Source organism: Sphingopyxis panaciterrulae (genome assembly GCF_014199295.1).
GTDB lineage: Bacteria > Pseudomonadota > Alphaproteobacteria > Sphingomonadales > Sphingomonadaceae > Sphingopyxis > Sphingopyxis panaciterrulae.
Map to the genome: position 1 here is coordinate 30,448 of NZ_JACIJH010000021.1, position 17,034 is coordinate 47,481.

The 17,034-nt window shown below is 64.0% G+C and carries 22 protein-coding genes; 15 read left to right on the plus strand and 7 right to left on the minus strand.

Annotated elements, in window-relative coordinates; genetic code table 11:
- Nucleotides 1-149: 149 nt before the first annotated feature.
- From FHR21_RS19555 to FHR21_RS19570, 4 genes are all read left to right on the plus strand, one after another.
- Nucleotides 150-1,151: an ArdC family protein gene (locus tag FHR21_RS19555; protein ID WP_184101416.1), complete on the plus strand. Its 1,002-nt coding sequence runs from the start codon at nucleotides 150-152 to the stop codon at nucleotides 1,149-1,151.
- Nucleotides 1,148-1,570: a DUF2958 domain-containing protein gene (locus FHR21_RS19560; RefSeq protein WP_184101418.1), complete on the plus strand. Its 423-nt coding sequence runs from the start codon at nucleotides 1,148-1,150 to the stop codon at nucleotides 1,568-1,570. The genes FHR21_RS19555 and FHR21_RS19560 overlap by 4 nt, the downstream gene beginning before the upstream one ends.
- Before the next feature lie 85 nt (nucleotides 1,571-1,655).
- The gene (locus tag FHR21_RS19565) at nucleotides 1,656-3,407 is read left to right on the plus strand and encodes a ParB/RepB/Spo0J family partition protein (protein WP_184101420.1); all 1,752 of its coding nucleotides are present in this window, start codon (nucleotides 1,656-1,658) and stop codon (nucleotides 3,405-3,407) included.
- 163 nt (nucleotides 3,408-3,570) lie between these two features.
- Nucleotides 3,571-4,020: a Ros/MucR family transcriptional regulator gene (locus FHR21_RS19570; RefSeq protein ID WP_184101422.1), complete on the plus strand. Its 450-nt coding sequence runs from the start codon at nucleotides 3,571-3,573 to the stop codon at nucleotides 4,018-4,020.
- A 3-nt stretch (nucleotides 4,021-4,023) separates the two neighbouring features.
- Here FHR21_RS19570 and FHR21_RS19575 read toward each other — a convergent pair whose 3' ends face one another.
- Nucleotides 4,024-4,251 carry a hypothetical protein gene (locus tag FHR21_RS19575; RefSeq protein WP_246427352.1) on the minus strand — a complete coding sequence of 76 codons (228 nt, stop codon included), beginning with the start codon at nucleotides 4,249-4,251 and terminating at the stop codon, nucleotides 4,024-4,026.
- Nucleotides 4,252-4,608: 357 nt separating this feature from the next.
- Here FHR21_RS19575 and FHR21_RS19580 point away from each other — a divergent pair, with 357 nt between their 5' ends.
- The 3 genes from FHR21_RS19580 to rlxS all read left to right on the plus strand — a co-directional run bounded on the left by FHR21_RS19580 (nucleotide 4,609) and on the right by rlxS (nucleotide 7,732).
- Nucleotides 4,609-4,929 carry a DUF736 domain-containing protein gene (locus tag FHR21_RS19580; RefSeq protein ID WP_184101424.1) on the plus strand — a complete coding sequence of 107 codons (321 nt, stop codon included), beginning with the start codon at nucleotides 4,609-4,611 and terminating at the stop codon, nucleotides 4,927-4,929.
- 323 nt (nucleotides 4,930-5,252) lie between these two features.
- Entirely contained in the window at nucleotides 5,253-5,417 is a 165-nt protein-coding gene (locus FHR21_RS19585) for a hypothetical protein (RefSeq protein WP_184101455.1), read from the plus strand.
- A gap of 326 nt (nucleotides 5,418-5,743) precedes the next feature.
- A complete protein-coding gene (rlxS, locus tag FHR21_RS19590) occupies nucleotides 5,744-7,732 on the plus strand; it encodes a relaxase/mobilization nuclease RlxS (RefSeq protein ID WP_184101426.1) in 1,989 nt (662 codons plus the stop codon).
- A 16-nt stretch (nucleotides 7,733-7,748) separates the two neighbouring features.
- Here the strand turns inward: rlxS and FHR21_RS19595 are convergent, their stop codons facing one another.
- From FHR21_RS19595 to FHR21_RS19605, 3 genes are all read right to left on the minus strand, one after another.
- Nucleotides 7,749-8,330, minus strand: coding sequence for an RES family NAD+ phosphorylase (locus FHR21_RS19595; RefSeq protein ID WP_184101428.1), 582 nt, complete (start codon nucleotides 8,328-8,330; stop codon nucleotides 7,749-7,751).
- Nucleotides 8,327-9,031 carry an antitoxin Xre/MbcA/ParS-like domain-containing protein gene (locus FHR21_RS19600; protein WP_184101430.1) on the minus strand — a complete coding sequence of 235 codons (705 nt, stop codon included), beginning with the start codon at nucleotides 9,029-9,031 and terminating at the stop codon, nucleotides 8,327-8,329. The genes FHR21_RS19595 and FHR21_RS19600 overlap by 4 nt, the downstream gene beginning before the upstream one ends.
- An 85-nt stretch (nucleotides 9,032-9,116) precedes the next feature.
- Nucleotides 9,117-9,467 carry a hypothetical protein gene (locus FHR21_RS19605; RefSeq protein ID WP_184101432.1) on the minus strand — a complete coding sequence of 117 codons (351 nt, stop codon included), beginning with the start codon at nucleotides 9,465-9,467 and terminating at the stop codon, nucleotides 9,117-9,119.
- Between the two features lie 634 nt (nucleotides 9,468-10,101).
- Between FHR21_RS19605 and FHR21_RS21365 the strand changes: the two genes are divergently transcribed.
- Entirely contained in the window at nucleotides 10,102-10,692 is a 591-nt protein-coding gene (locus tag FHR21_RS21365; RefSeq protein WP_184101434.1) for a hypothetical protein, read from the plus strand.
- Nucleotides 10,693-10,740: 48 nt separating this feature from the next.
- Here the strand turns inward: FHR21_RS21365 and FHR21_RS19615 are convergent, their stop codons facing one another.
- The 3 genes from FHR21_RS19615 to FHR21_RS21135 form a co-directional block, all read right to left on the minus strand.
- Nucleotides 10,741-10,944 (minus strand): hypothetical protein, encoded by a 204-nt coding sequence (locus FHR21_RS19615; RefSeq protein ID WP_184101436.1) that lies wholly within the window; start codon nucleotides 10,942-10,944, stop codon nucleotides 10,741-10,743.
- A gap of 139 nt (nucleotides 10,945-11,083) precedes the next feature.
- Nucleotides 11,084-11,314, minus strand: coding sequence for a DUF6961 family protein (locus FHR21_RS19620; protein WP_246427353.1), 231 nt, complete (start codon nucleotides 11,312-11,314; stop codon nucleotides 11,084-11,086).
- Nucleotides 11,315-11,324: 10 nt separating this feature from the next.
- The gene (locus FHR21_RS21135; RefSeq protein WP_276569305.1) at nucleotides 11,325-11,450 is read right to left on the minus strand and encodes a hypothetical protein; all 126 of its coding nucleotides are present in this window, start codon (nucleotides 11,448-11,450) and stop codon (nucleotides 11,325-11,327) included.
- Between the two features lie 228 nt (nucleotides 11,451-11,678).
- Here FHR21_RS21135 and FHR21_RS19625 point away from each other — a divergent pair, with 228 nt between their 5' ends.
- The 7 genes from FHR21_RS19625 (at nucleotide 11,679) to FHR21_RS19655 (ending at nucleotide 16,915) form a co-directional block, all read left to right on the plus strand.
- Nucleotides 11,679-12,185, plus strand: coding sequence for a response regulator transcription factor (locus tag FHR21_RS19625; RefSeq protein ID WP_184101438.1), 507 nt, complete (start codon nucleotides 11,679-11,681; stop codon nucleotides 12,183-12,185).
- A 63-nt stretch (nucleotides 12,186-12,248) separates the two neighbouring features.
- Entirely contained in the window at nucleotides 12,249-12,596 is a 348-nt protein-coding gene (locus FHR21_RS19630) for a hypothetical protein (RefSeq protein WP_184101440.1), read from the plus strand.
- A 38-nt stretch (nucleotides 12,597-12,634) separates the two neighbouring features.
- Nucleotides 12,635-13,132: a hypothetical protein gene (locus FHR21_RS21255; protein ID WP_184101442.1), complete on the plus strand. Its 498-nt coding sequence runs from the start codon at nucleotides 12,635-12,637 to the stop codon at nucleotides 13,130-13,132.
- A complete protein-coding gene (locus FHR21_RS19640; RefSeq protein ID WP_184101444.1) occupies nucleotides 13,072-13,656 on the plus strand; it encodes a JAB domain-containing protein in 585 nt (194 codons plus the stop codon). Before FHR21_RS21255 ends, FHR21_RS19640 begins: the two co-directional genes overlap by 61 nt.
- Entirely contained in the window at nucleotides 13,653-14,102 is a 450-nt protein-coding gene (locus FHR21_RS19645; protein ID WP_184101446.1) for a hypothetical protein, read from the plus strand. Before FHR21_RS19640 ends, FHR21_RS19645 begins: the two co-directional genes overlap by 4 nt.
- A gap of 30 nt (nucleotides 14,103-14,132) precedes the next feature.
- Nucleotides 14,133-15,437: an SH3 domain-containing protein gene (locus tag FHR21_RS19650; RefSeq protein WP_184101448.1), complete on the plus strand. Its 1,305-nt coding sequence runs from the start codon at nucleotides 14,133-14,135 to the stop codon at nucleotides 15,435-15,437.
- A 56-nt stretch (nucleotides 15,438-15,493) separates the two neighbouring features.
- Complete coding sequence (locus tag FHR21_RS19655; RefSeq protein ID WP_184101450.1) at nucleotides 15,494-16,915, plus strand: DUF2235 domain-containing protein; 1,422 nt, start codon at nucleotides 15,494-15,496, stop codon at nucleotides 16,913-16,915.
- Nucleotides 16,916-17,034 lie beyond the last annotated feature (119 nt).

Sequence of the window (17,034 nt, forward strand, 5' to 3'; positions counted from 1 at the left end):
TGCGGCCCTTGCCACCCCATCGCTTTGCGATGGGGGCCCGGCTGCGCGTGCAGGCCGCCTCCTGGCCGCGCCCGGCAGGTCGCATCTGCCGCCCACCCCCACGCCGGGGGAGGCCCATGGGGGTTTGGGGTGGCTCTTGGAGGACAGCCATGTGCCAGACCAGCAAGCGCCGCGCGGGCCGCGAGGATGGAGGCGCCAAGCCCCCGGCGCCGCGCACCAATCTCTACGATGACGTCACCCGCCGCATCATCGCCGAACTCGAAGCGGGCCGCTTTCCTTGGGTTCAGCCTTGGGGACGCCCTGAAGGCAAGGGCGGCGGCGCTGGCCCCGGCCTTCCGCGCAATGCGCTCACCGGCCGCCGCTATTCCGGCGTCAATGTCCTCATTCTCTGGGGCGCGGTGATTGAGCAGGACTGGCCGTCGCAAGGCTGGCTGACCTTTCGGCAGGCGCTGCAAGCGGGCGGCGCCGTCCGCAAGGGCGAGCGCGGCACCACCGTGGTCTATGCCGACCGCTTCACCCCCGAGGCCGAGAAGGAACGCGCGCGCCAGAGCGGCGACGAGGCCAAGAGCATCGCCTTCCTCAAACGCTTCACCCTGTTCAACGTCGCGCAATGCGAAGGGCTGCGCCCCGGCCTCGCCGTCGACCCCGCACCGCTTCCCGAACGCGAGATCGTGCCGGTCGCCGAAGCCGTCATCGCCGCGTCGGGGGTCGATTTTCGCATCGGCGGCGACAAGGCGTTTTACGTCCCGAGCGAGGATTATGTGCAGGTGCCGCCGCAGCCGGCTTTCTTCGAGCAGGTGAACTATTATCGCACGGCGCTTCACGAACTGACCCACGCGACCGGACACGCCGCGCGGCTTGACCGCAAGTTGATGAACGGGTTCGGCAGCAAGGACTATGCCCGCGAGGAACTGGTTGCCGAAATGGGCAGCGCCTTCCTTTGCGCCGCGCTCGGCATCGTCCCGACCGTGCGCCATGCTGACTATCTGGCATCGTGGCTGGCCGTGCTGCGCGAGGATAATCGCGCGATCTTCCGCGCCGCGAGCCAAGCCAGCAAAGCCGCCGACTGGTTGCTCGCGCGCCATGCCTGTCCTGAGCAAGGTCGAAGGGCCGAGGCGCAAGACCGCCAAGACGGAAGGGCGGCGGCATGATGCTCCTGACCCCCGAACTCCACGCCGCGCTGCGCGCCAACGCCGCCGCGCATCACGACGCGCTCCAGCAGGGATTGACCGAACCCGACCCCTTTCCGGTGATCAAATTCTTCAATCCGGTCGGCGCCGCGACATGGCTCGCGACCGAACTCTACGCCGATGGCGACACGCTGTTCGGATTGGCCGACCTTGGGTTCGGCTGCCCCGAACTCGGGGTGTTCAGTCTGTCCGAACTGGCGGGGATCCGCTTGCCCTTCGGCCTCGGCATCGAGCGCGATGTCGGCTTTGCGACGGCGCACCGGCTGTCGACATGGGCGGCCTGGTCGCGCCGCGCCGGTTCGATCCTGCTTGCCGAAACCCTGCTTCGCCGCGCGTCCGACGCGGTGAACGACGACGAGATTCCGCCAAGCGGCGGATAACGTGCGGCGCGTTTCGCCGCCAATCCTAGCCGGTCCCGCCCCGCTTCAAGACAAGACGGGACCGGCGCTCACGAGGAGCAAGACCATGAGACTCTCTTTTATCGACCTTGGCAAGCTGTCGATCAGCAAGGCCAATATGCGCTACGCGAAAAAAGCGCCCGACGTGTCCGACATTCTCCCGACCGTCCGCGCGCGCGGCGTTCTCGTGCCGCTGATCGTCCGCCCGAATTGTGCGCCCGATGGCTATGAGATCGTCGCGGGTGCGCGGCGCTTCACCGCCGCGCAAATCGTCGCCACCGAAAGCGGCACCGCCGACCCGCTGCCGTGCGCCATTCTCGAGGATGGCGACGATGCCGACGCGATCGAGGCGTCGATGATCGAAAATCTCGCGCGGCTCGCGCCCGACGAGGTGACGCGCTGGGAAAATTTCGTGCGGCTGGTCCGCGAAGGCCGCGACGAGGCGGACATTTCGGCAACCTTCGGAATGCCCGAACTGGCGGTGAAGCGCATCCTCGCGCTCGGCAATCTCTTGCCGCGTATCCGCGACCTTTACCGCAAGGAAAAGATCGACGCCGCGACCGTTCGCCATCTGACCTTGGCGAGCAAGGGCCAGCAAAAGGCGTGGCTGACGCTGTTCGACGACGCCGACGCCTATTGTCCGACCGGACGCCAATTGAAGGCGTGGCTGTTCGGCGGCGACGAGATCGGCACCGACAAGGCGCTGTTCGACATTGGCGATTACAAGGGCCAGATCGTCAGCGACCTGTTCGGCAAGGAGCAATATTTTGCCGATAGCGATGCCTTCTGGGCCGCACAAAATGCGGTGATCGAGGCGCGCCGCGAGGATTATCTCGACGCCGGATGGCCCGATGTCGTGATCGTCCCGCGCGGCGAATATTTCTCGGCATGGGAGTATCGCAAAGCGCCCAAGCGCAAGGGCGGGCGCGTCTATGTCGAGGTGCGGAGCAACGGCGAAGTGACCTTCCACGAGGGCTATGTCACGTCGAAGGAAGCGAAACGGCTCGAACGCGGCGAAGCCATCGACAGCGGCCCCAAGGCACCGCGCCCCGAAGTCACCGGCACTTGCCAAACCTATATCGACCTGCACCGCCACGCCGCCGTGCGCGCCGCGCTTTGCCATCATCCCAAGGTCGCGCTGCGCTTGATGGTCGCTCATGCGATTGTCGGGTCGCCGCTGTGGAAGGTTCAGTCCGAGGCGCAGACGACGCGGAGCGACGCGGTGCGCGAGAGCGTCGAAACCTGCTCCGCCGAAGCCGCGTTCGACGAGAAAAGGCGCGCGGTTCTTGCCTTGCTCGACTTCTCGCCCGAAGAGCCGACCGTGACCGGCGGCAATGCCAACGGCACTGGTCTTGTCGGCGTCTTCCTGCGCTTGCTCGACCTGCCCGACCGCGCGGTGATGGACGTGATCGTCATCGCCATCGGCGAGAGCCTCGCCAGCGGCAGCGCCGCCGTCGAGGCGGTCGGGCTGGAGATCGGCGTCGATATGGCGCGTTTTTGGCAGGCCGACGACGCCTTTTTTGAGTGTCTGCGAGACAAGGAGGTGCTGACCCGCATCGCCGCCGACGTTGCGGGCGAAGAGGTCGCGACCGCCAATGCGAAGGAGCCGGGCAAGGTCTTGAAACGCATTGTCCGCGATCATCTGGAGGGCAGCAACGGACGCTCCAAGGTTGAGGCCTGGGTGCCGAAATGGATGGCCTTTCCGCCGTCCGCCTACACCGCGCGGGGCGGTGTCGGCAGCGTCACCGCCCACGCCAAGGTGCAGGCGGCGCGCGGCGATAACCAACCCGAGCCGCAGCCCGAGCGCGAGGCCGCATAGCATGGAGGCGGGCGGCGGCGCGGCCGCCGCCCACTTTCTCGCATCTGAAAATCGCGCCGCGCCGCGCGACCGCAAGCGGTCTCGCGGCGCGGTTTTATTTGCGGGTCAAAGTATTTCCCCCGCCGTCGCCGCCTTGCTACAGGAGAAACGAAGGAGAGACGTGATGGCGGACGAACTTCAGGAAACATTATTGGCGCTCACCGCCGATATTGTTGCGGCGCATGTATCGAACAACAGCGTCGGCATGGCCGACTTGCCGACGCTGATCGGCAATGTTCACGCCGCGCTCGCCGGTCTCGGGACGCCCGTCGAAGCACCGGTCGAAGAACAGAAGCCCGCCGTCTCGATCCGCGCTTCGGTCAAGCCCGACCATATTGTCTGCCTCGAGGACGGGAAGAAATTCACGACGCTCAAGCGGCACCTGATGACCGATCACGGCCTGACGCCGCAGGATTATCGCACCAAATGGGGCCTCGCCGCCGACTATCCGCTGACCGCCCCCGATTATTCGGAGCGGCGCAAGGCGCTCGCCAAGGCCATCGGTCTCGGCCGCAAGCCCGCCGTCAAGCCCGTGGTCCGGCGTCCGCGCGCGAAGAAGACGCCCGCCGCCTGACGCTTATTTGGCGCGGTGACGGGTCACCGTCCTGCCATTCCCGCATAAGGTGCAGGTGTCGCGAATGCGCTCGAAACCGCGCGTCCCGCCGAGCGCGCGGGTGACGACATTGGCCTGCGCGGGAACCGACAGGCTGAGCCGATCGGTCACGCAGCCGTCGCACACCGCCGCGCCACCGAGCCGCATGATCAACCGTTCGATCTGCCCCGCTATCGTCGTTCCACCCGTCATCATGCCGTCGCCATAGGCGCGGTTCGGCGCGCGCGAAAGCCGTGATGCACCGCCGGAACGGCATCGCCAGGCGCTCCTGCCGCCGCGCGCATCCATATCTTCACTGGCCGCCCGCACCCATCGCCGGCTCCTGGGGCGCAGACCTGGGACGACCGCGCACCCCGCGAAACCATCGCGCGGAGCTGATGTCCCCGCGCCGCCAAGGCGGCGCTCCTCGCGGCCGCTTCGCTTCAAATCAGCCCCGCGCTTCCGGTCCTCCGCTTCGCTGCGGCCTTCGGTTCGCGGCGCGCGCGGCCGTCCCTTCGGTCCGCCCATCGCCCGGCAACGGGTCGGGCGAGCTTGAGAAGGAGTATGGAAATGCCCGCAATCGGTCATGTGCAGCGCCAGGACGACGGTTCGTTCCGCGGCGCTTTGAAGACGCTTTCGGTCAACGCCGAGATCGTCATTCTTCCCAACCGCGGCAAGACCGGCGACCAGCCCGACTACCGTATATTGTCCTCGGGTGTCGAACTGGGCGGCGGCTGGGTTCGCACCGGCGAGGTCTCCTGCCGCGAATATATCCGGCTCGCCATGTCGGCGCCCGAACTCGGCGGTCGCACCCTCTACGCCAACCTCGGCCGCGCCGCCGGGCAGGACGATGACGATGCCTTCGCCATCATCTGGAATCCCGGCGACTGAACCGAACCGCTCCGCGCCGGTCATCCGGCGCGGGGCGTTTCTTTGCTTTTGCCGCGGCGGTCTCGGGGACGAAATCAGCGCCGGGAGCGATACGGGAGGGAGGAAATCCGCTCAGCTATGCCGAGCATCCGGCGGCGAACGGGCTGCGTCAAGGATCGACGGTGCCCCCAATTTTGCCGCCGCCTCCGCTGCGCTTCGCTCCACTCCGCCGCCAACAAAATCGGCACCCCCATCGCCCGCTGCGCGGCCGCTTTGCGGTCCTGGACCCAGCCCGCCCGCCGCCGGGCGAGGCTTCATCTTTCACGAAGATGAGGAGATGAACCATGTCGATCGAACAGCAAATCGAGGAACTGCGCGCGGAGCTTTCATGGTGCGACGATGCGGCCGAGCGGCGCCAGATCGAGGCCGAATTGCGGACAATCGAAACGCAATGGAAGCGGCGCAACCGGGCGCAGCAATGTGACGATCAGGTCTGTCGGCATCGATGATCCGGCGGCCCTTGGGGCAGGTTTCGGGAGTGGCGTCGGCGGGCGTCGCTCCCCTTTTTTGATCGCAGGGGGAGGCGGGAATGGCGGTGGGGGAGGGGACTGGCGCAGGGCAAGATATAAAGCTACGGCACTGTCCGCCCATGCGCACAGTGCCTAAGCTATTGTCTGCACATCATTTTTAGAAAGAAGGAAACGGTGCCGCCGCGCTGGCGACGGTGCCAAAACACCGGGAATTGGCGGTTTTCCGTCCTATTCGGCGGCACCGATTTTCATGTCTCCGGGCCGCGCGCATGATCGGGCTTTCTCTCCTATCGAAGGCGCCGATCATGCCCACCAGCGACGATTTTGAACCGCGGCTTGGCCGCATCGGCAACAAGGGCCAGAAGCCCCGCCCGCGCAAGTTCCTCTCGCGTGTGATCGCCGCCGCCAATCTCGCGCGCGGCAGCGCTCCCGGTCGCGCGCGGCAGTCGGCTTTCACCGGCAGCCGCATCGGACGCGGCGCCGGCGTCGGGCGCGTCCTGTCATCGCGGGACCGCTTCGCCGCCTTTCGCCAGCGGCGCGTGATCGTCAAAGTTCGCACCGCCAAACTCGGCGGCAACGGGTTCGACGTTGCCAAGGCGCATCTGCGCTACGTCGAGCGCGACGGCACGACGCGCGAGGGTGGGCGCGGGCAACTTTATAGCGCCGACAGCGACGCGGTGGACCGTAATGCCTGGCTCGAACCGGCGAAGGGCGATCGCCATCAATTCCGCTTCATCGTCAGCGCCGAGGATGGCATGGAATATGACGACCTCAAGCCGCTGACCCGGCGACTGATGCAGCGCGTCGAAGAGGATTTGGGGACCAAACTCGATTGGGTGGCGGTCGATCACTACAATACCGGCCACCCGCATACCCATATTATCGTGCGCGGGAAGGACGAGCGCGGCAAGGATTTGATTATCGCGCGCGACTATATCAGCCACGGCCTGCGCGAACGCGCCTCAGAGCTGGTCGACCTCGACCTTGGCCCGCGCACCGATCACGCCATCGAGCAGCGTCTTCGCATCGAGGTCGAGCAGGAGCGGTTGACCAGCATCGACCGTGCGATGCTGCGCGAGGCCGACAAGGACATATTTGTCAGTTCCAACGCGCGCGGGGCGTTCGATCAGGCTGTCCGCATGGGGCGGCTCAAGAAGCTCGAACGGCTTGGGCTGGCGACCCGCCACGGCGCGGCGCATTGGCGGCTCGCCCCCGATCTTGCCGACACGCTGCGCCGCATGGGCGAGCGGGGCGATATTATCCGCACCATGCAGTGTGCCTATGCGGCCCGCGGAAACGCGCCCGCGCTGGTCGATCAAGTCATCTATGATCCGACCGCACCCGATGTCCGCCCGCTTGTCGGCCGCATCGTCGAGCGCGGGCTGTCCGATGAATATGCCGACCGTCATTATATCGTCGTCGAGGCGATCGACGGGCGCATCCATTATGCCGAGATCGGCAGGGGCGAGGCCGTCGGCCCGATTCCGAAAGATGCTATCGTGCAGATCGAGCCGCGCAGCAGCAGCGGTGTTCGCTCCGTCGACCGCACGATTGCCGAAGTCGCCGCCGCCAATGGTGGGCGCTACACGATCGACGGGCATTTGCGGCACGACCCGACCGCGAGCGAACCATTTTCCGAAACCCATGTCCGCAGGCTCGAAGCGATGCGGCGCGTGACCCGCAGCGTCGAGCGCGAACCCGATGGGAGCTGGATCATCACGCCCGACCATCTGGAGAAGGTGGAGCAGTTCGAGGCACGCCAGCTTCGCGACCGTCCCGTCACCGTCGAAACGCTGTCGGCGTTGCCGCTCGACAAGCTGCCGGGGGCCGAGGCCGCGACGTGGCTCGACCGGGAATTGGTTGCCGATGCCCCGGCGCCGCTTCGCGACGCCGGTTTCGGGCGCGAGGTTCGGGCTGCACAGGCCGTGCGGCGGCAATGGCTGGTCGCCGAGCAGCTTGCCGAGGAACAGGACGGGCGCATCGTCTATCGCCGCAATATGCTCGCCGCGCTCCAACGTCGCGAATTGCTGCGCGTCGCGGACCAGCTATCGAGCGAGGTCGGCAAGCCCTTCGCCGAAGCGAAACCGCAGGAGCCGATTCAGGGTCAGCTAGTCCGCGCCGTCGATATGACACGCGGGCGTCATGCGCTGATCGAACGGTCGCGCGATTTTGTTCTGGTTCCGTGGCGTCCGGTGATGGAGCGGCACATCGGCAAGAGCGTATCGGGCATCGTGCGTGACGGCGGCATAAGCTGGACGTTCGGACGGCAGCGCAGCGGACCGAGCATTTCGTGAACAGCTTGCCTTGTTGCTATTGCCTGATTTGCACGTTGAGCGATTGCAACGCGGATTGCAGTCCGCCGATACGGAGCAGTTCGACAACGGGACAGGCGGGATCGAGCTTCGATGTGACGGCGCGATCATAGATAGCGACACATTCGGCATTGGTTATGCGCGACATATAGGCAATGCCATCAAAATCCGTGCGGTCATAGAGTTGCTTGCTGAACTTTCGTCCGGCTTGCTGCGCCCGTCCGCGCACGGCGTCGGTCGGAATACCCAGTCGGCTCGCGCCGCTTGTGCGGAGGTCGAGCAGCTTGAGCGGCGCGAGCGAAACCATCTGCGCGACGACTTGCTCTTGTAGATCGGCTTCGAGCAATACACGCTTCTTTCTGCCTTGGAACCGATCGCGAATGACCTTTTCGGCAAGCGCCGTGGGGAGGTCTTGCGCGGCATATAAGATCGTGAAGCTGTGGTTCGGGCTTGAGAAGCGCGTCTCGCCATGACCCATGCCGGTCGGCGTGGCGCGATGCCGCGCTTCCATCACCCGGAGATAGCCGGTCACATCGATGGCGACGGCCAGCTCGCGCAATATCGCCGAATCGAAACTCACGGATGCTCGAAGATGGTCCGGGCCGCTTCGACGACCGCATCCTTGCGATCCTGCTTGAGCAGGTCGATCGGCCGCTTGTTCGCGAGCAGCGGGCTTTGCTGGACGAGCCAGAGCCAGGCGCGGCGGGGATGGCCGACGATCTTGAGAACATCGGCAATGCCCTCGACAGGGCGGCCGTCCACGAACTGTTCGAGCGGGAAAGCGTGCTTGCGCGCGCCGGCGAGCAGCGCGACGACTTGTCCGCGCTTCTGCCAGTCATGAAGAGTCGAGCGGGCGATGCCGCGTTCATGGAGCGCGCTCGAACCGGCGACCGGCCCGGCCCATTCTTCGAGCGGCGCCTTAGTCGCATAGTCGGAGAGGCGGCGGCGACCTTCCTCAAGGTCGATCAATTCTCCAAAACCAGCGCCCTTGCGCGGTTCGACTTTGGTGGGGTCGGGAATGACGAGCCGTCCGGCTGGCGCATCATCGCGCGCCAGCGCGGCTATCATGTCGGCGACATCGGCGCTCTTGTTCTTGAGCCGCTTCTGCTGCGCGGGGGGGAGCGCAACGACAGCCGCCGCAACGGCGGCCACAATCTGCGCGGTGTTCGCGGCGACTGTCTTGGCAAGGCCGGGCTGGCGCGTCAGTGCTTCGCTGACTTCGCTCGCCACCAACCGGCGCAGACCGGCACGGGCATCGGCATTCTGAAACTGAGTCGCCATGTTCGTCGTTCCTTCCAGAACCGATATAGGATCAAACTCCCATTTTGTCCAGAATGTCCGATATGTACAAATTGAGCCGTTAAATTCATATCATTTGATCCAAGGCCGTCATCGTCTCGGCCAGAAGCCGCTTGAGCGACAAAAGGCTCGCCCCGAGAGACATTTCGGGCCGCTCTGCCATGAGCATTAGAGCTTTCAGGACAGCGTTAGACTCACGCGCCAACAAAACGAGATGAACTCCGCTCGGGGCGTTCGTCCCACTCAGCCAGTTTTTGGCCGTGCGCGCGCTCACGCCCGTCCATTGTGTAATGATCTTTGCGCCGTTTCGCGCCGATCCAAATTCGACCTTCAACGCCGATGCGATCACCTGCGCAAACTCCTCGTCCGTTAAGATCGCGCGACCAATTGGAAAAGAACTTCCCTCCTTTGGCGACATATTGCCTCTCCTTTCCTGTTAGGGAGCGTCAGCAGGCAACCAGAAAGCAATCGATCAATACCAGGGCATATCAATGGTAATTGAGTGGACGACAGGAAAGGGTCGGCCGGGCGATGATCGGCCACCAAGGCGGGCAGCCGAATATGTCCGTATGGAGCCTTCGACCATCCGGACGCCGTGCAGGCGCCACCGCAACGGCGCGATCGGGAAATTACATCAATTTAATCCACGCAAGATGTGCGAGGTCATGCCGCGACAAGCACGGCTGGAGACTCGCAAAGCCAGCGCACGGACTCGAAATGGGCCGCAGCACAACGCACGGATCGATCCGATCTAACGCCGATATCGAGAATCTCTCCATTTCGCGGCGACGCCGCAGCCGATCCGGTGGCAAGTTGGCACAGTTCTCATGACCATCGCTGATCTCATGGCGGCTTCGCGCGCATGTTCGAGAGCCATAGGGAATTGCAGCGTGTTCCAAATAGCCGCTTATTTGCGCTGGGAAAATCCGGGCATCTCAGGCCGGCGGCTGGCGCGCTTGGCGCCGATCGCGCCAGAATGGATGTAAACGCCGCAGAAACCATGCTAGAAATCGGACATAAATGCTGCGTCATTTCGGGGGAAAGGGCAACGCATGGGGGACATAGGCACTGAAACCGGCTCGCGGGATGGCGATCTCTACGCGCGTCTCGACGAACTCGAACTCATGGTGCGGAGGCTGATGGGAGGTGTGTCCATTCCATCCGCTGCCGGCGCTTCCTTCCAACCGCTCGCAGCGGACCATCATCACAGCGGACACGCGCACCGCGAGCCCGCGACAAGACCCTCATTCGGAAGCCTCGCGCACGCTCCCGTCGATGGCCGGCACGGCGATGCTGGTCCCAGAGGTTTCGACAGCGGCCGCGCGAAGCTGGTTCGCAGGCTCATTCGCAAGCGCCGGCAGCGCGAACAGCATTTCCCGTCCGACCTGTTTGCCGATCCCGCTTGGGACATGATGCTCGATCTCTATGCTGCGCACTATGAACGGCGCGAAATATCGGTATCGAGCCTCTGCATCGCGGCGGCGGTTCCGGCGACGACGGCGCTGCGCTGGATCAAGACGATGGTCGAGGACGGGCGCTTCGTGCGCGTTGCCGATCCTGATGACGGGCGGCGGATTATCGTGAGCCTCGCCGACGATACGCGCTGCCGGCTCGACGAATATTTCGACAATTTCGAGGACTGACCCCGGCATCTGAACAGTACGCGCGCCGGAGACACGCGCCGCGCAGCGTCAATTCATGAAAAGATTGCGCCGTAGCCGCTCGATTTCCTCTTCGCTCGGGGCTTCGCCGAGTTCGCGATTGAGACGATCGATCGCCGGACTGAGGTCGGCCGCGGTGCGGCTGTCGCCCAGCTTGTCGAGACGAAGCATCTGCTCGACCAGCGTATCGCGGATCGCGCGGACGGCCCGCAACCTCTCGATATCCTCCGCCATAATGCCCTGCGCCTTGTCGGCCTCTCGTCCAGACCAGCCAAGTGCTGATGGCGAGGCGCGCGGCAGATAGCAAACTAAGCGGCAAGCGAAAACATCTTCCTCACCAAAATGACCCTATCGGATGAGGTAAGCGGTAGATTCAGTGGCCTTGTGTCTCATTTTGAGCCTTGATCAGTTCGTCGAGGCAGGCGGCGATGGCTTTCCACATCGCGATGCCTTCGCGGTCGCCGGCGAGCGCCAGCGCCCCGATCCGTTCGGCGACAACAACCGCGGCCCGAGTACTATGCTGACGTTCGATTGCGAGCGCGCAGGCCCAAACATGCTCTTGAGGCGACATGGCGTCCGATCTCTTCGTCCATTCTTCCCGCATGGACGCGGGGCTAGAACAAGCGGCGCACCATCTGCCAGACGCCGACGAGGAAGGAGCCGCCGACCACGATCGTGGCGATCCAAAATTCGATCGCGACTGCGCGATCGCGCCATTTCCTCGAATCCCGTTCCTTCATGCGGCAAGGATGACAGTAAGCAAGATTGTAGGAAAGCCCGCTTTCGCAAAATAGGAAACGCAGCGCGCCACTTGCGCAATCACCTTGCCCCGCACGATCATCACCATATTGGCAACATCTCCATCCGATTACGGACAACGGTCTTTTGCCGTAGCGGAAACTTATGGTTAATATGGCGGCACGATGCCGACGCATAATGACTCGAAATCCAAGCCCGACGAATTCGAATTGCTGACCGAAAAGCAGGCGGCGGTTCTCGGCCTTCTGGCAAAAAGCCTCACCAGCAAGGAAATTGCCGCCAAACTCGGGACATCGGAATCGGCGGTCAACCGCCATATCGAGATATTGCGGTCGCGTTTCGGCGGCATCACGCGCGCGCAGCTCGCGCAGCGCTACCGTGAAAGACCGAGCGATTTCCATCAGATAGTCGGCGCTGCCGCATGTGTAGAACCTACCAAGCAAATAATTGATCTCGCCGAAACCCCGCGCGGCACGGAAGGAGAGCCCCAGGACGACCCCAAGGCCGGTCTCGCTTTCAAGGACTCGCTCGAGATGACGATCGATGCGCCCTGGACGAGACCGGAAGAGCAAAGGGTCGTCCCGAGGGTGCTCGACGGTGACAATGCCGCGCTCACCCGTGGTGCGGCGATCGCGATCATCCTGTTCGCGCTCATCGCCAGCCTGATCCTCGGCCTTGCCGCGGCGCAGGCGATCACGGAAGCGCTCGGCAGCTAGCCGCCCTTATCGACGACAAGCTGATGAGCCCATGGCCGCGAGCGCATGGGCCGGGGGACGATAATGACCATTTCCAATCCGACCGCACCGGTTCCCGCCTATATGATGCGCATCCGCAACCAGATCCGGGCGGCCGAAGCCAAGGCCGACGAAAGCCTGCTCGCCAAGCTCGACGTGATGAGCGCGATCCTGCGGGCACGCCAGATCGAGGATATCCCCGCGCCGCACGTCGGCCAGGAAGCGATCATCCGGCTCGGCCGCGCGATCCAGTCCGACATCAGCGGTGCCAACGATGTCTTTCGCACGCATAATGCGCTCGTCGCCGACAAGACGCTGATCACGGGCATGCCGGGTCACGACGACACCAAAGTCTTCGCTGTCGAAGAGGAGGGGAGGCAGGCGGTTGCCTGACGATTGACGGCGCCGCCGCGCGGGGCCAGTTTCACTAAGTGAGCTGGATCTGGTCCTTCAACTTCCTGTCGGTCGCGATTCTCGGTGTGGCGGCGCTGCGCTGGGGAGCCGGTCCCGAACGGATCTGCGCGGCGGCGCTCCTCGCGATGAATGTTGCGGACCGCATCTATCATGCCCTCGTTGGGCGCGGGACGATCTACGGATCGGTCGATATCGGTCACCTCATCATCGATATGCTCGTCGCGGCGGTCTTCATCGGCGTCGCGCTCAAGGCGAACAGGGTCTATCCGCTATGGCTATCGGCGTTTCAGCTGGTCTCGGTCGTTTCGCACTTCGCTCGCGAGGAGAGTCGGAAGATTGCGGAACTCGCCTATTTCCTGATGAACTATGTCCCTTATTACGCCCTGCTCCTGATTCTGGCGGGCGGCATCTGGCGTCATGCGGTGCGGACGCGGCGCCACGGGCCATACCGATCGTGGCGCATCTCCTCGAGCCCTTCGCCGGCGACCGCGCGCATAACGCCGCCGTCCGGCTGATCGCACATTTCGGAAGCCTGGGGCGCGCGCTCGACGCTTCACCCGGGCAACTCGCCGCCGCGCTCGGCCGCGACGATGATCTGGTGAGCGCGATCGTCGCCGCCCGCGCGCTCATCAAGGCCGGGCTGCGCGAGCAGGTCGCAAGAACGCAGGTCTCGGTTCGCGATCCCCGCTTTCGCGATTATCTGCGCAGTATCATCGCGAAGTCGTCCACCGAATGCCTGCACGCGACCTTCGTAGCGCAGGATTGGGGCTATCTCGCCGACGAGATGCTCGCACAGGGCGGGACCAGTCATGTCGAGGGCGATCTGCGCCGGCTTCTGGGCCGGGCCTTCGACGTTGGCGCACAAGGCGTCGTTCTCGCGCACAACCACCCGTCGGGGTCGGCCGAGCCGAGCGCGGAAGACATAAGGCTGACGCGCCGGATTGCCGAACTGACCCAGGCGGTCGGCGTCCAGCTTCTCGATCATCTCATCGTTGCCGGAGCCGATATCGTCAGCATGCGCGAAAGGGGTCTGCTATGACGTCGCAGCATGACCAGCCCGGGCGGATCGAGGCCAGCGGCATCCCGCCACCCCTCGGCGGCAATGAGCAAGATCAGCTCGCGGCCATCGCACAAAGCGAGTTTCACAACCGCCGGCGCCGCGACAGCCTCATCCGCTACGATCTTTTCGCCGAACCCGCGTGGGATATGCTGCTCGATCTCTACATCGAGCAGCACCGCGGGCAGCCGGTCGCCGTCGACCGGCTTTGCGCGGCCGCCGGGGCCGCCAGCACCACCGCGCTGCGCTGGCTCGCCCTTCTCATCGAGAAGGAGCTGGTGATACGGTCGTCATCTGTCAAGGAGGACGGCATCGTCCGCGTAGCGCTGAGCGAGCGCGGGATCGGCGAGATGGAGCGCTATCTGCGCGATTTCCTGCATCGCGACCGGCTGGGCGGCGACATAGCCGCCGCGCTCTCCGCGCGCTAAAGAAGGGAGCGGGGAATAGGGGGACATGCCATGCGTGCGCTGACACTTTGCATCCTGCTTCTGCTCAGCCTGCTCGGCGCCTCGCGCGCGGCGGCGGACGACATCGTGCCGAGCGAGCGCGTGTCGAGCGCGGTGCTCGTGCGCGAAGGACCTTCGACCGATACCGCCATCCTCGGCCGCCTGCGCCCCGGCGACAGCGCGCGGCTCGTCGGGGAAGTCAGCGGCTGGTACCGCGTCGAGCTGCCCGACGGCACGCATGGCTATGTCAGCAAGGCATGGACGCTGGTGATCGGCGGCACCCCGCCTGGCGAAGCCCTGACCGGCGCGGCTTACAAGGTGCATGTGATCGACGTCGGCACCGGGCTCGCCATATTCGTCGAGGGTCGGGATTTCGCGCTGCTCTACGATGCCGGGAGCCAGGATGATCTCCACGACGGCGACGAAAACCGTGTCGTCGCCTATATCGAAGCCGTGCGTCCCGGCCTTGCGCGCATCGACCATCTGATCCTCAGCCATCCGCACAAGGATCATCTCCAACTGATGCCCGACGTCTTCCGCCGCTTCGAGGTCGGCCATGTCTGGGAATCGGGGCGCGTCAACAAGACCGATGGCTACTGCCATTTCCTCAAGGCCGCGATGTCCGAACCGGGGGCGCAATATCATGACGCGATCGCAGCGAATGCGACGCGGAGTGTCACCTTCACGGGCAGCGGCTGTAACGGCGCCGTGACGGTGCGCGAAAGCGCTATGATGGACGCGGCGCCCGTTTCGCTCGGTGTCGGCGCGCGCATGAGATTTCTCTATCGCGACCCCGCCAATCATTCCGATCCCAACGAGAACAGCGTTGTCGTCCGGCTCGACCTCGGGAGCCGGCGCATCCTGCTCGCCGGCGATGCCGAAGGCGGCGAACGCAAGCCGCCGTCGGAGCCGCCCGAGTCCGGAAGCGTCGAGGCAAAGCTCATCGCCTGCTGCGCCGCCGACCTCAAATCAGACGTCCTCATTGTCGGCCATCACGGTAGCCTGACGTCGTCGCGGCGCGCCTTTCTCGATGCGGTCGGTGCCTCGATCTACGCAGTCTCGTCGGGCCCCTATCCATACCGGCGCGTGCGGCTTCCCGACGACGAGATCGTCGCCGAACTCCAAGAGCGCGGAGAAGTGCTGCGCACCGACAAGAGCGATCTCTTTCGTACCGGCGACGAAATGGGCTCCTGCGAAATGCGCACGCGAAAGATCGGGCCCGATGCTGACGAAACGCCGGGCGGTTGCGACAATATCGTGATCACCATCGGCGGCAGCGGAGCAATGACGGCGGATTACAATCCAGCCGTGGATTGACGCGAAGGACTAACAAGTTCGCGGGAACGAAACATGGCGATGCAGGGGGCGGTTACATGAAGAATATCGTGATCTTTGCCGACGGGACCGGCCAGATCGGCGGTCTGCGCCCCGATCAACGGCTTTCGAACGTGTATAAAATGTATCGTGCGATGCGGCCTGGGCCATCCTCTCCGATCTCCTATCGCGATCAGGTCACCTATTACGATCCCGGGCTGGGCGCCGGTGAAATCGATGGGGTAACGCCCTCGAAGATCAAAAGCGTCCTCGAGGCGGCAGTTGGGGCGGGTATCGAAGACAATATGATCGACTGCTACGCCAAGATCATTTCCTACTATGAGCCGGGCGATCGCATCATTCTGATCGGCTTCTCTCGGGGTGCTTATACGGTGCGCGCACTCGCGAATATGATGAACTTGTGCGGGGTACCGACCCAGCTTCCGAATGGGGCGCCAATTCCACGATATGGGCCGGCACTTCGCGCTGTGGCGACAGAGGCGGTTAAATCGGTCTATAGTCATGGCACGGGGAAGCCTCGCGACAAGCAGCCCTATTTCCGTCAGCGCGAAGAAAAGGGGCGGCGGTTTCGCGTCACCTATGGATGCACAGCCTGCGATGGTTCCGACAATCTGCGCGGCAATGTCGAGCCCGATTTTGTCGGCGTTTTCGACACTGTCGCCGCGCTGCAGAACGCGGCAGTAATCTGGCTGGTCCGTGGGGTGTTTGCCGCCACATTGCTTCTGCTCGCTGCAAGCATCATTTTCAGCTGGCACGGGGCTTGGAGCTTGGTCTTCGGTCTCCTCACCGGCGCCGCGCTCATAGGATACGCGCGGACGGTCAAAATTCAGATTCGCTATTTCGAGCAGAACCCGGATACGCCACTCAACCTATGGGATCCGCGCAGCTGGCCGCGCATCATTGGCAACACGCACCGTGCATACTGGCGTAAGGAAAATTACGACCGCTGGCTTTCGCCCAAGGTCGGCTTTGCGCGCCACGCGCTTTCGATTGATGAAAACAGGGCCGATTTCCCCCGCGTCGGATGGGGGACGCTCGCTGCAGTGGAGGAAAATAGAGGCAAAAAGCCGGAATGGCTCGAACAGATTTGGTTTGCCGGCTGCCACAGCGATGTGGGCGGCAGCTATCCTGAGGATGAATCGCGATTGAGCGATATTGCACTTGAGTGGATGGTCGGCGAACTCAAAGCCTGCATTCCCTCCATACAGGTCCGGAAAGAATTTCTCGTCACCACACCAGATCCGCTCGGACTGCAACACGACGAGGTCTGGATGATGAAGCGATGGTTCTTCAGGAAAAGATGGAAACGCCTCCCGCGTTTGGTTGAGTCCGAGTTCAGCTTGCATCCGACTGTCGTCGAAAGGCTTAAAGCATCAGCCGTTCCTGATCCCGAATGTTCGCGGCCCTATCGACCGCCTCAGCTAGCTGGCCATCCGCAGGCAACCGAGTATTTCGCTTAGCGGCCTCAACACAATGATCGCATGTGGCCGTTGCACGAACCGCTCCGCGGATTGGTGCTAGCCTCGATGTAAAGCGGCCCGGCGAGCGCCGCACCTGATTGAACGTGGGCTGCCGCAGG

What these genes read in the sequence shown, in the direction of transcription:
- FHR21_RS19620 (WP_246427353.1), bottom strand. Translation starts at nt 11,314, where the DNA reads ATGCGGGAAGAATGGACGAAGAGATCGGACGCCATGTCGCCTCAAGAG.
- FHR21_RS21365 (WP_184101434.1), top strand. Translation starts at nt 10,102, where the DNA reads ATGGGGGACATAGGCACTGAAACCGGCTCGCGGGATGGCGATCTCTAC.
- FHR21_RS19575 (WP_246427352.1), bottom strand. Translation starts at nt 4,251, where the DNA reads ATGACGGGTGGAACGACGATAGCGGGGCAGATCGAACGGTTGATCATG.
- FHR21_RS19560 (WP_184101418.1), top strand. Translation starts at nt 1,148, where the DNA reads ATGATGCTCCTGACCCCCGAACTCCACGCCGCGCTGCGCGCCAACGCC.
- FHR21_RS19570 (WP_184101422.1), top strand. Translation starts at nt 3,571, where the DNA reads ATGGCGGACGAACTTCAGGAAACATTATTGGCGCTCACCGCCGATATT.
- FHR21_RS19580 (WP_184101424.1), top strand. Translation starts at nt 4,609, where the DNA reads ATGCCCGCAATCGGTCATGTGCAGCGCCAGGACGACGGTTCGTTCCGC.
- FHR21_RS19565 (WP_184101420.1), top strand. Translation starts at nt 1,656, where the DNA reads ATGAGACTCTCTTTTATCGACCTTGGCAAGCTGTCGATCAGCAAGGCC.
- FHR21_RS19655 (WP_184101450.1), top strand. Translation starts at nt 15,494, where the DNA reads ATGAAGAATATCGTGATCTTTGCCGACGGGACCGGCCAGATCGGCGGT.
- FHR21_RS19555 (WP_184101416.1), top strand. Translation starts at nt 150, where the DNA reads ATGTGCCAGACCAGCAAGCGCCGCGCGGGCCGCGAGGATGGAGGCGCC.
- FHR21_RS19650 (WP_184101448.1), top strand. Translation starts at nt 14,133, where the DNA reads ATGCGTGCGCTGACACTTTGCATCCTGCTTCTGCTCAGCCTGCTCGGC.
- FHR21_RS19615 (WP_184101436.1), bottom strand. Translation starts at nt 10,944, where the DNA reads ATGGCGGAGGATATCGAGAGGTTGCGGGCCGTCCGCGCGATCCGCGAT.
- FHR21_RS19605 (WP_184101432.1), bottom strand. Translation starts at nt 9,467, where the DNA reads ATGTCGCCAAAGGAGGGAAGTTCTTTTCCAATTGGTCGCGCGATCTTA.
- rlxS (WP_184101426.1), top strand. Translation starts at nt 5,744, where the DNA reads ATGCCCACCAGCGACGATTTTGAACCGCGGCTTGGCCGCATCGGCAAC.
- FHR21_RS19585 (WP_184101455.1), top strand. Translation starts at nt 5,253, where the DNA reads ATGTCGATCGAACAGCAAATCGAGGAACTGCGCGCGGAGCTTTCATGG.
- FHR21_RS19600 (WP_184101430.1), bottom strand. Translation starts at nt 9,031, where the DNA reads ATGGCGACTCAGTTTCAGAATGCCGATGCCCGTGCCGGTCTGCGCCGG.
- FHR21_RS19645 (WP_184101446.1), top strand. Translation starts at nt 13,653, where the DNA reads ATGACGTCGCAGCATGACCAGCCCGGGCGGATCGAGGCCAGCGGCATC.
- FHR21_RS19630 (WP_184101440.1), top strand. Translation starts at nt 12,249, where the DNA reads ATGACCATTTCCAATCCGACCGCACCGGTTCCCGCCTATATGATGCGC.
- FHR21_RS21135 (WP_276569305.1), bottom strand. Translation starts at nt 11,450, where the DNA reads ATGAAGGAACGGGATTCGAGGAAATGGCGCGATCGCGCAGTCGCGATC.